Source organism: Solitalea longa, from assembly GCF_002920915.1.
Classification (GTDB): Bacteria; Bacteroidota; Bacteroidia; order Sphingobacteriales; family Sphingobacteriaceae; genus Solitalea; species Solitalea longa.
The window spans coordinates 369,289-383,410 of record NZ_PQVF01000004.1 but is presented as its reverse complement, the minus strand read 5'-3'; the positions used below and the strand labels follow the sequence as shown (position 1 = coordinate 383,410).

Annotated in this window: 12 protein-coding genes and 1 rRNA gene; 5 read left to right on the top strand and 8 right to left on the bottom strand. The window is 37.5% G+C overall.

Features of this window, described 5'->3' with window-relative positions:
• The first annotated feature begins 242 nt into the window (after positions 1-242).
• The 5 genes from rrf (at position 243) to C3K47_RS07450 (ending at position 7,128) form a co-directional block, all read left to right on the top strand.
• Positions 243-354, top strand: a 5S ribosomal RNA gene (gene rrf / locus C3K47_RS07470).
• Positions 355-701: 347 nt separating this feature from the next.
• Positions 702-3,179, top strand: coding sequence for a PIG-L family deacetylase (locus C3K47_RS07465; RefSeq protein WP_103788495.1), 2,478 nt, complete (start codon positions 702-704; stop codon positions 3,177-3,179).
• Between the two features lie 99 nt (positions 3,180-3,278).
• A complete protein-coding gene (locus C3K47_RS07460) occupies positions 3,279-4,976 on the top strand; it encodes a sodium:solute symporter (protein WP_103788494.1) in 1,698 nt (565 codons plus the stop codon).
• Positions 4,977-5,044: 68 nt separating this feature from the next.
• The gene (locus C3K47_RS07455) at positions 5,045-6,151 is read left to right on the top strand and encodes a lipase family protein (RefSeq protein ID WP_103788493.1); all 1,107 of its coding nucleotides are present in this window, start codon (positions 5,045-5,047) and stop codon (positions 6,149-6,151) included.
• A gap of 65 nt (positions 6,152-6,216) precedes the next feature.
• Positions 6,217-7,128: a sterol desaturase family protein gene (locus C3K47_RS07450; RefSeq protein WP_103788492.1), complete on the top strand. Its 912-nt coding sequence runs from the start codon at positions 6,217-6,219 to the stop codon at positions 7,126-7,128.
• A 32-nt stretch (positions 7,129-7,160) separates the two neighbouring features.
• On the opposite strand, the gene C3K47_RS07445 is transcribed toward C3K47_RS07450, so the two are convergent.
• From C3K47_RS07445 to mnmA, 8 genes are all read right to left on the bottom strand, one after another.
• Entirely contained in the window at positions 7,161-8,372 is a 1,212-nt protein-coding gene (locus C3K47_RS07445; protein ID WP_103788491.1) for a THUMP-like domain-containing protein, read from the bottom strand.
• Positions 8,373-8,390: 18 nt separating this feature from the next.
• Positions 8,391-9,065 (bottom strand): Dph6-related ATP pyrophosphatase, encoded by a 675-nt coding sequence (locus tag C3K47_RS07440; RefSeq protein WP_103788490.1) that lies wholly within the window; start codon positions 9,063-9,065, stop codon positions 8,391-8,393.
• Between the two features lie 108 nt (positions 9,066-9,173).
• Positions 9,174-9,452 carry a 50S ribosomal protein L27 gene (gene rpmA, locus C3K47_RS07435; RefSeq protein ID WP_103788489.1) on the bottom strand — a complete coding sequence of 93 codons (279 nt, stop codon included), beginning with the start codon at positions 9,450-9,452 and terminating at the stop codon, positions 9,174-9,176.
• A gap of 24 nt (positions 9,453-9,476) precedes the next feature.
• On the bottom strand, positions 9,477-9,788 hold the full coding sequence (gene rplU, locus C3K47_RS07430; protein WP_103788488.1) for a 50S ribosomal protein L21: 312 nt from the start codon (positions 9,786-9,788) through the stop codon (positions 9,477-9,479).
• A gap of 100 nt (positions 9,789-9,888) precedes the next feature.
• Positions 9,889-10,380, bottom strand: a complete 492-nt coding sequence (locus C3K47_RS07425; RefSeq protein ID WP_133159346.1) for a hypothetical protein — start codon at positions 10,378-10,380, stop codon at positions 9,889-9,891.
• 19 nt (positions 10,381-10,399) lie between these two features.
• Positions 10,400-11,827, bottom strand: a complete 1,428-nt coding sequence (locus C3K47_RS07420) for a dicarboxylate/amino acid:cation symporter (RefSeq protein ID WP_103788486.1) — start codon at positions 11,825-11,827, stop codon at positions 10,400-10,402.
• A gap of 132 nt (positions 11,828-11,959) precedes the next feature.
• Positions 11,960-12,934, bottom strand: a complete 975-nt coding sequence (trxB, locus tag C3K47_RS07415; RefSeq protein ID WP_103788485.1) for a thioredoxin-disulfide reductase — start codon at positions 12,932-12,934, stop codon at positions 11,960-11,962.
• A 75-nt stretch (positions 12,935-13,009) separates the two neighbouring features.
• On the bottom strand, positions 13,010-14,095 hold the full coding sequence (gene mnmA / locus C3K47_RS07410; protein ID WP_103788484.1) for a tRNA 2-thiouridine(34) synthase MnmA: 1,086 nt from the start codon (positions 14,093-14,095) through the stop codon (positions 13,010-13,012).
• Positions 14,096-14,122: the final 27 nt, after the last annotated feature.

The following is a 14,122-nucleotide window of genomic DNA, read 5'->3' as shown; positions in this document are numbered from 1 at the left end:
CGTTGATAGGCTACAGATGTAAAGGCAGTAATGTCACAGTCGAGTAGTACTAATCATCCGAAACTTTCTGAAAAGAAAGCCTCGTTTACCTTTTAGCTGTAACTTCTTTCAACAATATGTCTATTGAGTAATAAGTAGAGAGTTATAAGTAATAAGTCTTCTTATGAATCAATAAAAAAACACTGAATACGTTGAGTGTAAGCACTACTAACTAAGTACTTATAACTTACGACTAAAAATATTCAGGTGCCTATATCGGCGGTGTCCACCTCTTCCCATTCCGAACAGAGAAGTTAAGCCCGCCAGAGCCGATGGTACTGCCGTAACAGGTGGGAGAGTAGGTCGGTGCCGATTTTTATACAAGCCTCTTGGTTCACGCCAAGGGGCTTTGTTTGTTTAGGGACCTGGCTAAATGGCTAATGGTTGTATTGTGAAATGGTGAAATTGTTTAATAACCACAGGGTTGCACAGAGGTGCACGGAGTAGGAATGACTTTGTGTAACCCGTTGCAACTCTGTGGTTTATTTTTTAACGATAGAACAATAGAACAATAAATCAATAGAATCAATCATCGAAAGAATGTAATAAAGGTGATGAACTAAAAGGAGCCTTTTATTATGTATTGTAACAGTTATTTTAATGCCTCAGATTCTTTTCCAAACATAATTTTACTCTATCTTAGTTCCCCAAATCGACCAATAATGCGAAAACTTCTGTTTCTACTTTGTTTTTTATTACTTCCTATTTGTACGGTTAATGCTCAACAGCCTAAAACCTTAAGTTCTTCTGAAATCCTTCTTTCCTTAAAAAAACTCAACACATTTGGAACAGCACTCTATGTAGCGGCACATCCTGATGATGAAAATACCCGATTAATTTCATGGTTGGCAAATGAGAAGTATGTTCGTACGGGTTATTTGTCAATGACAAGGGGTGACGGAGGCCAAAATCTTATTGGCGATCAGCAAGGAGAGTTATTAGGTTTGATCAGGACGCAAGAGTTGTTAGCAGCCAGACGTGTGGATGGAGCGGAACAATTTTTTACCAGAGCCAATGATTTTGGATTTTCCAAAAATCCGGAAGAAACTTTTAACATATGGAATAGGGACTCCATTCTTGCTGATGTAGTTTGGACGATTCGCAGATTCAGACCAGATGTGATAATTACCCGTTTTGCTACCGACGGGAGTGGCGGGCATGGGCATCATACTGCATCAGCTATTTTGGCTGAAGAGGCTTTTGCAGCAGCTGCTGATCCGGCAAGATTTCCGGAGCAGCTTAAGTATGTAAAACCATGGCAGGTAAAACGTTTGGTTTATAATAATGCCTCTCGCTTTTGGAACCCTAATGCCAATATGTCGGGTAATTTGGCTCTTGAAGTAGGGCAATTCAATCCGATGTTGGGTAAATCATACGGTGAACTTGCCGGTGAAAGCCGCAGCATGCATAAAAGCCAGGGATTTGGTGCCGCCCGTACACGAGGTTCGGTTACTGAATATTTTAAGCCAATCAAAGGAGAGGCTGCCTCCACAGATATTTTTGATGGTCTTGATTTAAGTGCAAATAGAATTGAAGGGGCCGAATCATTTAAGCAATGGGCCAAAAAGGCACAGGATGAATTTCTTGCAGATGAACCATCTACCATACTTTCGGATTTGATACAAGCCTACAAAGCGCTTGCCTTAATAACAGATGATTATTGGAAGAATCAGAAACGAAAAGAACTTGAAAACTTGATTTTAGCCTGTTCGGGTGTTTACTTGGAGGCTACAGCTTCTGATTTTTCAGTTACTCCGGGGCAATCACTTAAAATTTCAGCAAATGCAATTAATAGGGCTGATTCAGCTGTTGTTCTAGAAAAGATTTTATTTCCACAAGGACAAAACATTTCAGTTAATAAGAGTTTAGAACGTGATCAAAATTATAAAGAAGATAATCAGTTAACCCTGGATCCATCCACTACTTATAATAATCCATATTGGCTTACTTTAAAACACTCGGATGGAAGGTATACGGTAAATGATCAGAATTTGATCGGTCAACCTGAAGCGCCTGCAACGTTGCAGGTTAGCTTTGTAGTAACTATTCAGGGCCAATCCTTTACGGTTACTAAGCCGGTAGTTTATAAATGGGTTGATCCTGTTGACGGTGAGTTATACCGTCCCTTGCAAATTACTCCGCCTGTAATGATAAACATGGACGCTAAAGCCTATGTATTTCCTTCGGGTAAATCCAAACATGTGAGAATAATTTTAAAAGCCGGAAGAGATAACTGCCAGGGAATAATTAAGCTTGATATGCCTGCAAATTGGAAAGCTAATCCAGCTTCTATTTCATTTAACATTCAAAAAAAGGATGAAGAGCAGGATGTTGTTTTCGAAGTGATTCCACCTGATGAAAGCACAACAACTGTAATAAAAGCGGTTGCAGTAATTGACAGCAAACAATATTCGAAGGGTGAAACAATAATTGATTATAAACATATTCCCCTTCAAACATTATATCCTGATGCCCAGGCCAAATTTGTACGTTTTAACCTGAATAGAAAAATGCAAAGTATTGGGTATATAAAAGGTGCCGGAGATGACGTACCTCATAATTTGGAGCAATTAGGCTATCAGGTGAAAATGCTTAGTGATGAAATGCTAAGCAATGGAGTTGACCTTTCTGTTTACGACGCTATTGTGGTTGGAGTTAGAGCTTATAATACCAATGAAAGAATGAAGTTTTATTACACAAAGCTGATGAATTATGTTAAAGGAGGCGGAAATCTTATTGTTCAATATAATACCAATAATTTTTTAGGCGGTGTTAAATCAGAAATTGGACCCTATCCATTTACTATTTCACGAGATAGAGTAACCGATGAAAATGCAGAAGTGCGTTTAGACATGCCTAAGCATAAAGTTTTTAATAGCCCTAATAAGATTTCGGCGGATGATTTTAAAGATTGGATTCAGGAGCGAGGGATTTATTTTGCAACAGACTGGGATAAGAACTACGAGACTCCATTTGGTTTAAATGATCCGGGAGAGAATTCCTCAAAAGGAAGTACACTGATCACTAAATACGGGAAAGGCTATTTTGTTTACACGGGCTTTTCGTTTTTCAGAGAGTTGCCAGCAGGAGTTCCGGGAGCCTATCGTTTATTTGTGAATATGATAGAACTAGGGAAATAATTTCATTTTAGTTATGCGTTGGAAACCACTTTATTGGCTAGTTATCGGCTTTTTAATAATGGAAATTATCCTATTCTATTATCTTACTAATCATCTTTCATGAGGCAACTAGACTGGTTGGTATTAATTGCAACGCTTTCTTTTATTGTTTTTTATGGGTTATGGAAGAGCCGTAAAAACAAGAACACCGAAACTTTTTTAAAAGCTAATACTTCGCCTTGGTATATGGTTGGGTTAACCATTATGGCTACCCAAGCAAGTGCAGTAACTTTTTTGTCGGCACCCGGGCAAGCTTATACTGATGGGATGCGCTTTGTGCAGTACTATTTTGGTTTGCCACTTGCCATGGTGGTGTTATGCTTAACAGCTGTTCCTATTTATCATAAATTAAAGGTTTATACCGCCTATGAATATCTCGAAGGTCGCTTTGATTTAAAAACAAGGTCACTAGCTGCATTTCTTTTTCTTATACAGCGTGGTTTGGGTACGGGTATTACCGTTTTTGCGCCTAGTATTATACTTTCGGCTATTCTGGGATGGAACATCTATGTAACCAACTTTGTAATTTGTGCCGTAGTGGTCATTTATACAGTTAGCGGTGGCATACGTGCCGTTAGCTATACTCAAATGGGGCAAATGACCATTATACTTAGCGGAATGCTCATTGCAGCCATTATTATTACTCACTTATTGCCACAGAACATGGGCTTTATTGATGCTGTAAAGCTTGGAGGTAAAATGGGCCGCATGAATATTATCGATCTGAAATTTGATCTGAATAATAAGTACAATATCTGGTCGGGTTTGTTGGGCGGATTTTTTCTGGCTTTATCTTATTTCGGAACAGATCAATCTCAAGTTGCCCGCTATTTATCAGCAAAAGACACTACCGAAAGTCGCTTAGGCTTATTGTTTAATGGTATTGTGAAAATACCCATGCAATTTGGAATTCTCTTAATTGGAGTCCTATTATTTGTATTTTATCAGTTTACTGAAACCCCAATTTTTTTCAATCAGCTCGAAGTTAAAAAACTGCAGGAAAGCAGCTATGCACCTAGGTTAAATGAATTACAGCAAAAGCAATCTGAACTATTTCAACTAAAAAAAGAACATTCAATTGGCCTGCTTTCGGCAGTAAAAGAGAATAATGAAGATGAGGTAAATAAATTTCAGATGTTTATTACTGAAGACCATAAAAAGGAAAAGGAATTAAGAACTGATTTAAAGGAATTGATGCTTAAGAATGATGTGGATGCAAATACCGACGATGTAAATTATATCTTTTTGTGGTTTGTTAGTCATCATTTTCCGGAAGGATTGGTGGGCTTACTAATAGCGGTTATTTTAGCAGCCTCTATGTCTTCGTCGTCTTCGGCTTTGCAGGCACTTGCTTCAACCTCTGTCATAGATATCTATAAACGGAGTATCCGAAAAAATGAAGCGGATGAACATTATCTAAAAGCATCAAGATGGGCCACTGTTATATGGGGTGTTTTTGTAATGATCGTCGCCGGATTGGCTACACAGTTGGGTAGTTTAATTGAAGCCGTTAATGTACTTGGGTCATTATTCTACGGGGCTATTCTGGGAATTTTTATGGTGGCGTTCTTTATGAAAAAAATAAAAGGAACAGCCGTATTTACAGCTGCATTGATAACTCAGTTTTTAGTGCTTATGGGATATTTCTTTACAACTATCTCCTTCTTATGGTACAATTTAATTGGCTGTGTTTTGGTGATGGTAATCGCATTGAATATTCAATTCTTTACCTCAAAAATGACAATAGCAAAGAGTTGATTTAAGGTAAATATTATTGTATATTAATTATACAGTAAATCTATTAGTTTACCTTCAGCGCTCTCACTATGAAGTCTATTTTAAGAATCGCCTTCCTTTTCTTTGTTTTTTGTTTTAGTAATCAACTCTCTTATTCTCAACAAGTATTACGACCCGGTTTTGATGCAAATGAATATGCTGATTTACTCGCCTTAAAATATGATTCACTTCAAATTGGAACTACTGTAATAAAAACGCCTATTCATCAATATAGATTACTTTACGAATCTCCGGAGGTTGGATTATATAACAGATGTTATTTTTGGATGAGGGATGACAATGTGATCGTTCTTTGTATTAGAGGAACTATTGCAAAGAGTGAATCCTGGTTGGAAAATCTTTATTCGGCAATGGTTCCGGCTCAAGGGAATTTGCAAATTAATGACAGTACAAATTTTAAATACAAACTTTCCGCCGGAGAAAATGCATGTGTTCACGTTGGTTGGATGATTGGTTTAGCTCATCTTGCTCCTTGTATAGTTACTGAATTAAATAAATATTATAAATCAGGAAACAGAGAGGTGATCATATTTGGGCATAGCCAGGGTGGAGTATTATCCTATTTAGTCCGATCTTATTTAAATTATTTGCCTACTGATGTACTTCCGACCGATATTTATTATAAAACTTATTGCAGTGCAGCGCCCAAACCAGGTAATTTACAATATGCCTATGATTTTGATTTTATTACCCGGGTAGGGGGAGCTTATAGGGTGGTGAATTCTGCCGATTGGGTGCCGGAAGCTCCATTTACACTGCAAACTACATATGATATAAACGAAGTCAATCCAATTACAAATTATCAGGAAAGAATTAAGTCCATGTCATGGATAGTTCGTGCTTATATCAATAATGCCTATAAAAAAATGAATAATAACGCCAATACTGGTGTTAAATATTACCAGAAATATTTTGGCCACTTAGTTTATCAACAAATTAAGAAAACGCTTCCTCAGCTAAAAGAGCCTGAATACGCTCCTTCAAGTTATTTTTATCCGGCAGGAACACCGGTTGTATTATTCGCAGACAATGAATACAATGGTAAGTTTAAATTTGAAGATAGTAACCTCTTTATACACCATAAATTCGATACTTATCTTTTCCTTCTTCGTAAGTATTATTCCATACCTAACTAAACTATGCGTGCATTGATAATTCAGAAATTAATCTTACATTTCTAACTTTTATCAATAAGCAGTAAATGAAGAATTTGATTGTAATGGCCATACCGGGCTTTATTATTCTGTTGGTAGCCGAATTGGTGGTGGCCTATTTTCAGAAAAGGCACGACGAATATTTTGATGCAAAAGATACAGCCAGTAGCCTTTCCATGGGAATTGGAAATGTAACAGTTGGAACATTTAGTAAGGCTCTTATCCCGGTTTCATTGTCTTTCTTATTTCAATTTAGAGTATTTACACTGCCCGAAACAGCTTGGTGGGCCTGGGTTTTATGTTTGTTGGCCGATGATTTCTCGTACTATTGGTTCCATCGTGCCAGTCATAGCGTGCGCTATTTTTGGGCCTCTCATGTGGTACATCACTCTTCACAGAAATATAATTTAGGAACCGCCTTACGTCAAACCTGGACAGGGAATTTAAGTGGTTCTTGGATATTTTGGCTATGGATGCCGTTGGTTGGATTTTCAACTACAATGATTACAACCATGATGGCTATAAGCTTATTGTATCAATTCTGGATCCATACGGAATTGATCTATAAGTTTCCGCGACTAATTGAATTCATTTTTAATACACCATCTCATCATCGTGTGCATCATGCTTCTGATGTTAAATATTTAGATAGAAATCATGCAGGTATTTTAATTATCTGGGATCGTATGTTTGGGACTTTTGTTGAAGAAGACATTCATCCAACTTATGGATTAACCAAAAATATTGAAACCCATAATCCAATTAGAATAGCATTCGACGAATGGGGAATGGTGATTAAGGATGTTTGGAATGCGCCAACTTTTAAAGCTAAAATGGGATATTTATTTGGCCCTCCGGGATGGAGTCACGATGGTAGTCGTAAAACCTCGGCTCAATTGAGAGCTGAAGAAAAGTTGAAGCAACAAGAACAGCCTGCTAAACAAACTGAATTGGTATAAAATAGAAAGAGGGCAATAGTCCTCTTTTTTGTTTAACATCGTTCGGTAATTAATACCTTAGCAATCCCTGATCGGTGTTTAGTAAAGAATAAATAAACACTGCCTCCATCTGCCAGGTTTAATGATTTTCGAATCTCATCAACCCCAATTGGAAAGTTTCGCTTGCTCACATTCGCTTTCTTTATTCCCTTTTCTTTGAGGTGTTTTTTTAATGATTTAGGTTGATAATCCAGCTCTTCAATAATCCTAAAAACTCTTCCGGGAAACTCTTGCTTAACTATTTCATCAGAAAAAAAATACCCATCTGGCTGATCATAATAAAGCTTTAAATCGCTAAAGTATTTATTAAACAGTTCGATATTCAAGCGTGATTTATAGAAAGCAACATCAGGTTCCAATAAATAATTTATAGGCTGATGTTGAAGTGTAGGGTGATCAATTAGGTCTGTCTTTTTAATGAATGTATAAGATGAAGTGATGCCCCTTCTGTTCAATAAAATAGCTTCGGTTTGTTCATTAGGGGTTTGCTCAAAATTAAATTCAAGCAAAAGTTCTTTGCATTCATTGTCCACCGATACAACTGTAAGACTGGCTAATTCCGGAAACCTTTTCCAGGCTTCAGCATTGTCAAAAAGGGGAGAGGCCTTTACAATAAGTTTTTTGCTGATTTGGGCAACTTGAGGTAATATCTCATATAGATTTGGAGAACAATCTTCAAACAAAAACACACGTCCCTGGCTATCATCTCTGCGTGCCGGATCTACAAACACCAGGTCGAACTTTTCTCCGGTGTAATGTGCAATAAAATCTTCAGCTCTTTGATTAATAACTTCTATGTTGGACGCTCCCAGTAATCCGAAATTGCTTCTGGTGATATCTGCCAAAACCGGGTTCATTTCAAGACTGATCACCTGATTAAAGCTTTTTGAAAAATAAAAGCTATCTACTCCCAATCCACAGGTTAAATCGAGACAAAGGGTGCCTTTTTGATTTTTCAGTCCGGCAGTGGCTTCACTGCTCGATTGTTCATAAGAAAGCGGCGGAATAATGCATTGTGCTTTGTAATACGAAGGAAGCTTGTTTTTAGCTCTTTGCAGGTACTTAATTTGCGTAGAGATAAGGTGAGCGGGAGTGCTTTCGGATTTATAGTTAAGAGCAAATTTTAAAGGATCGGCATCAATGTTTTTACTTATAACTAGCCGTGCTTCTGGCTTGTTTAATTGCTCGAATTCTTCCCGGTTCATTCAATAATTGTATAGTGTTTATTTCTCTTTTAACCCTATTTCATCTATTCGCAAATAGTACATGTCATCCTTCTGCTCAATCGAACTTTTTTGAATGATCAAGGCTTTTTTAAATGCCTGGCAATCTAATACAAGCGTATGATATTCGCCTTGTTCTCCGCTTAGGTCAATACCCTTTAATTCTTTAAACATAGATAACTGGTCAATTTTAGCTGAGGTGATCAGATCGCCAACCCAGCTGCGGGTAAACCAAGGTTTCCGAACAAGGGAAAATATTACTTTGAAGTTATTTGCTACAAATTGATTCAGTAATTCCTTTCGATCTCTTTGCCATAGTGGGGCATACACCTCCATTCCCGAAGCGTTGCTTCTTTCCTTGATCCAATTCGGGAAACTATTTACCTCATCGATATCGCCACTTATAAGCAAATCAATACCTTCTGTTTTAAGTTGAGCAATGGCATTTTCGTAGCCCTCTTTGTAAGGCTCGCTAATTTCCATAATCCGATGGGGCAAATTAAGAGCTTCTGACTGCAGCTTAAGAACTTTAATTGGATGGGCCAGGAAATCAGCATCCTTTGGCGCAAAGGTAATGAGCTGGTTTATTACTATTCCTTCGTTTTTTGCGTGAAGCAAAGCTAAAACACAGTCTTTTCCGCCTGTCCATAAAACTGCTGCCGATGATGCTGTCATGAGAAGAGGTAAAATATAAGCTTTTTATATTGATAGAGAAGTAGAGCTTATTTAAATAAAAAAGCCTTTGGCAAAAATACCAAAGGCTTTCTATATTTTAAACGTTTCTTAGTTTTTTACTTCAGCTGCAGTTTCTACAGGAATAACTGAAACGTATGATTTATCGTCTTTTTTCTTTTTGAAAACAACAGTACCATCAATTAATGCAAACAAAGTATGGTCTTTACCAATACCTACGTTTTTATCAGGGTTGTGTTTAGTACCACGTTGGCGAACGATGATGTTACCTGCAATTGCAGTTTGACCACCGAAAATTTTAATGCCAAGACGTTTACTGTGTGACTCACGGCCGTTCTTCGAACTACCCGCACCTTTTTTATGTGCCATTTCTTAAAATTCCTTTCTTAGTGATTAAAATACAATGTTTTCGATCTGGATTTTGGTAAACGACTGACGGTGACCGTTTTTGCGTTTATAACCTTTACGACGTTTTTTCTTGAAAACGATAACTTTATCGCCTTTTAGGTGAGAAACGATTTTAGCAGTTACTTTTGAACCTGCAACGTTAGGAGCACCTACAGAGATTTTATCGCCGTTAGCTACCAATAAAACATCGCCAAATTCAATACTAGCGCCCTCATCTCCTTGTAAGCGGTGTACAAAGATCTGCTGGTCTTTTGCAACTTTAAACTGTTGCCCGGCTATATTTACTATTGCGTACATGATTAAATAAAATATTTTTATATAAAACGAGGTGCAAAAATAGGGATTAACAATGATATATGAAAGCCTATCTGCTAAATTATTTTAAGTACTTTTTTACTTAGTTTTTAGTCTCGTTCTCTTCAATTTTTGATTCAATAAACTGTTTGAGCTCGCGCACACGCTCCATGTATTGCGGTTTCTCATTTGCTTTTTCATCCCAGGTAATGCTTTTACATTTCTTTTGATAACACATTTCAATAAAGAAGCGTGGGGTGGTAGCAACATCACCTCCAATCATTTGATCAGGCATATCGAAAAACATGTTATCCCACATTTTCTGATGAATTTCTTTGATGGCTTCTTTCGGTAATTCCACTTTCTGTGTTATCAACGAATCCTGTTCATTACGGTATTTCAACAGTTGGGTCTTTGAATTATACTCATATCCTACTTCATCTCCCTTCGTAAATTTCACCTCAACATGATCAAATTCCACAATTTTATAATGCATCTTTTTGAAATAGGCAGTATAATAATAGTAGCCCATATAGATCAAAAAGGAACCTACTATCATTGTTAAAAGGTAAATCTTCTTAAATCTGTCGCTCATTTAGTTTATATCTATTTAATTATTTTTTTTCTTCATTGACCATTTCTATCTCAGCCGAATCACTTATTGGTTCGCTTAATTCGCCTTCCCATTTACTTACTACGGCAGTTGCAATGCTGTTACCAACCACATTGGTAGCTGATCGACCCATGTCTAATAATGGATCAATTCCTAAAAGTAATGCTAAGCCTGCTTCTGGAATATTAAAGGTTGCTATGGTTCCGGCAATTACTACTAATGAAGCTCTTGGGACTCCTGCAATACCCTTGCTGGTAAGCATTAATATTAACAACATGGTTAGTTGTTGCTCAAAAGACAGATGTATTCCATAAGATTGCGCAATGAATAATGATGCAAATGTCATGTACATCATCGATCCATCAAGATTAAATGAATAACCCAATGGAAGAACAAAGCTGACAATTTTGTTTTTACAGCCAAAACGCTCTAATTGTTCCATTGTTTTAGGATAGGCAGCCTCACTGCTGGCTGTACTAAATGCTAACAAAATCGGTTCTTTTAATCTTCCTATTAATTCGAAAGCTCTTTTTTTCAATATGGTTGAACCTATTAAAGTAAGTACCAGCCATAAGAAAAGCAATCCACCATAAAACTCAATGATAAATAGGGCATAGGTAGATAAAATTCCCAAACCTTGTTTAGCAATAATCGCCGTCATGGCGCCAAAAACTGCGAAAGGAGCAAAGTTCATTACATAGCCTGTAACCTTTAAAATTACATGGGCTATTGCATCAAATAACTTAATTACAATTTTACCCTGTTCGCCAATGGCCGCTGTAGCTACCCCAAAAAATAAGGCGAATACCACAATTTGTAAGATCTCATTGGTAGCCATTGATTCAATTACACTTTTTGGAAACACATGGGCAATGAAATCTTTAAAGCTCAATGCAGCTTTTTGAATTCCGGTACTTGTATGGCTATCAGGTAATGGTAAATGCATGGCTTCTCCGGGGCGGAAAATATTGACCAATATCATTCCCAATACTAACGATAACAAGCTGGCACTTACAAACCATAGCAGTGTTTTTCCACCAATTCGCCCTACAGCCTTGATATCACCTAATTTGGCAACTCCAACAACAAGTGTTGTTAATACCAGAGGCGCAACAATCATTTTAATAAGTCGAAGGAAAATATCGCTTAATACGGTAAATAGCTCCAGTTTCTTTTCGCGCATTTTATCATTTTCAGATTTACTTTTTTGCGCGGTGGCTATTTCAGTTTTTAACGCTTTATAAGTAACTGAAGTACTGTCGGTAATTGTGCTAAGTTTTTTTTCGGCTTGTTCAATTTTAACAGTTGCTTTTGCCAAACCATCATTATAGGTTTTGATATAGTAGATGTTCAGCAGGTAGCCTAAAATAATGCCTATTACTAAGGCAATGAAAATATATAGGGTGAGCCTGTTTTTTTTTTGCTTCATAAATTGGTAATTGATAAGCTACAAATCTATAAAAAACTATGAGGTTGTGAAGTAAATAATAGCTACCAGAAGGGGTTTAAACAACAAAGCCATCAATTAATGATGGCTTTGTAACGCATTATTTATTTATAATTAATTGCTTAATTCTTCAACATAAATAGAGCTATGTTCTTTTGTTGCAATGTAACGTTCAGCATCCAATGCTGCCATACAGCCCGAACCAGCAGCTGTTACAGCCTGACGGTAAATATGGTCTTGAACGTCACCTGCAGCAAACACACCTTCTACATTGGTTTTAGTGCTGCCAGGTTTGGTAATAATATAACCGTTTTCATCCATGTCGATCCATCCCTTAAACACGTCAGTGTTAGGTTTATGGCCAATAGCCACAAAGAAACCTGTAACATTGATCGTTGTTTCTGTACCGGTTTCGTTATTTTTAATTAATGCACCGGTAACATTTTGTCCGTCTCCCAAAATTTCTTTGGTTTCAGAATGGAACAATACTTCAATATTAGGAGTGTTCATAACACGGTGTTGCATTGCTTTTGAAGCACGCATTTCGCCTTTACGAACAATCATATATACTTTATTACAAAGTTTCGAAAGATAAGTAGCTTCTTCTGCTGCAGTATCGCCCGCACCAACTATTGCAACATCTTGCTTACGGAAGAAAAATCCATCACATACTGCACATGCTGAAACTCCAAAACCGTTGTATTTCTCTTCTGATGGTAATCCCAGCCATTTAGCAGAAGCACCGGTTGAAATAATTACCGCATCAGCAGTAACTTGTTTGCCGTCATCAAGTGTTACTTTGTGAGGCAATGACGAAAAATCAACGGCTGTAACAATGCCGAAACGAACTTCAGCACCAAAGCGTTCAGCTTGTTTTTTAAAGTCTTCCATCATCTCTGGGCCATGGGTGCCATCAGGATATCCAGGGAAATTTTCAACTTCTGTTGTAGTAGTCAATTGTCCACCCGGTTGTAAACCTGTATACATAACTGGTTTTAAATCCGCACGGGCCGCATAAATCGCAGCAGTATAACCTGCAGGGCCAGAGCCAATGATAAGGCAGTGAATGTGTTCTAATTCGTTAGACATAATATGGTACTTCTTATGTTTAGGTTATAAATTTGGTTAATAAGTAATTATTCAGATAATGTAAATTGCTTTAAATTAACACAGAAATCCGCCTCCAATCAAGTCTTCACCTTCATAAAATACTGCGGATTGTCCCGGAGCAATAGCTGAAACAGAATGCTCGAAATTAACTTTTATCAAATCTCCGTCTTCAACAATTGAGCTCATTGCGCCGGCATCTTTATACCTGATCTTAGTCACTGCTTCTAAAGGTTCTTTAATAGACGCATATTTTATCAGGTTATGATTACGTACAAAGGCTTGCGATTTATGTAAGTCTTCTTCACGGCCCAAAACTACTGTATTTGTTTCAGGAATAATTCGGGTTACGAAAACAGGTTCACCCAAAGCAATTCCTAAACCTTTACGCTGGCCAATGGTGTAAAATGGATATCCTTTATGTTTTCCTACTTTACGTCCATCAGTAAGCACGAAGTCGCCGCCGTCAACGCGATCTTCTAAATCCGGAACGCGATGTTTCAGGAAAGAGCGATAGTCGTTATCAGGAACAAAGCAGATTTCATAGCTCTCGCTTTTATTGGCCAAATCAATCTGGCCCATATCCATTGCCATTTGGCGGATCTCTGTTTTACGGAAACCACCTAATGGGAGTTTTGTTCTGCTTAAATTATATTGAGAAACGCCCCATAAAACGTAAGACTGATCCTTGTTGTTATCCAATCCTTTGGAAACCACATAGCGATCATTCTCCTGGCGAATTTGAGCGTAATGACCAGTTGCAATAAACTCACAATCCAATTTATCGGCACGTTTCATCAACGCTTCCCACTTAATATGAGTATTGCATAAAACGCAAGGGTTGGGAGTACGGCCGGCTAAATATTCTTCAACAAAATTATCAATTACAAAATTGCCGAACTCCTCACGGATATCTAAAATATAATGAGGAAAACCATATTCAACCGCCAAAGAACGTGCATCGTTAATTGAGTCGAGACTGCAACAACCGGTTTCTTTTGAAGAGGAGCCAGAAGATGCATAATCCCAGGTTTTCATGGTAAGGCCAATTACTTCATAGCCTTGTTCATGCAGCATAATTGAAGCTACCGAACTATCGATACCTCCACTCATGGCTACTAATATTCTTCCGTGCTTACTCATATTTTTTCAAACGGCAAAGATAGGTAT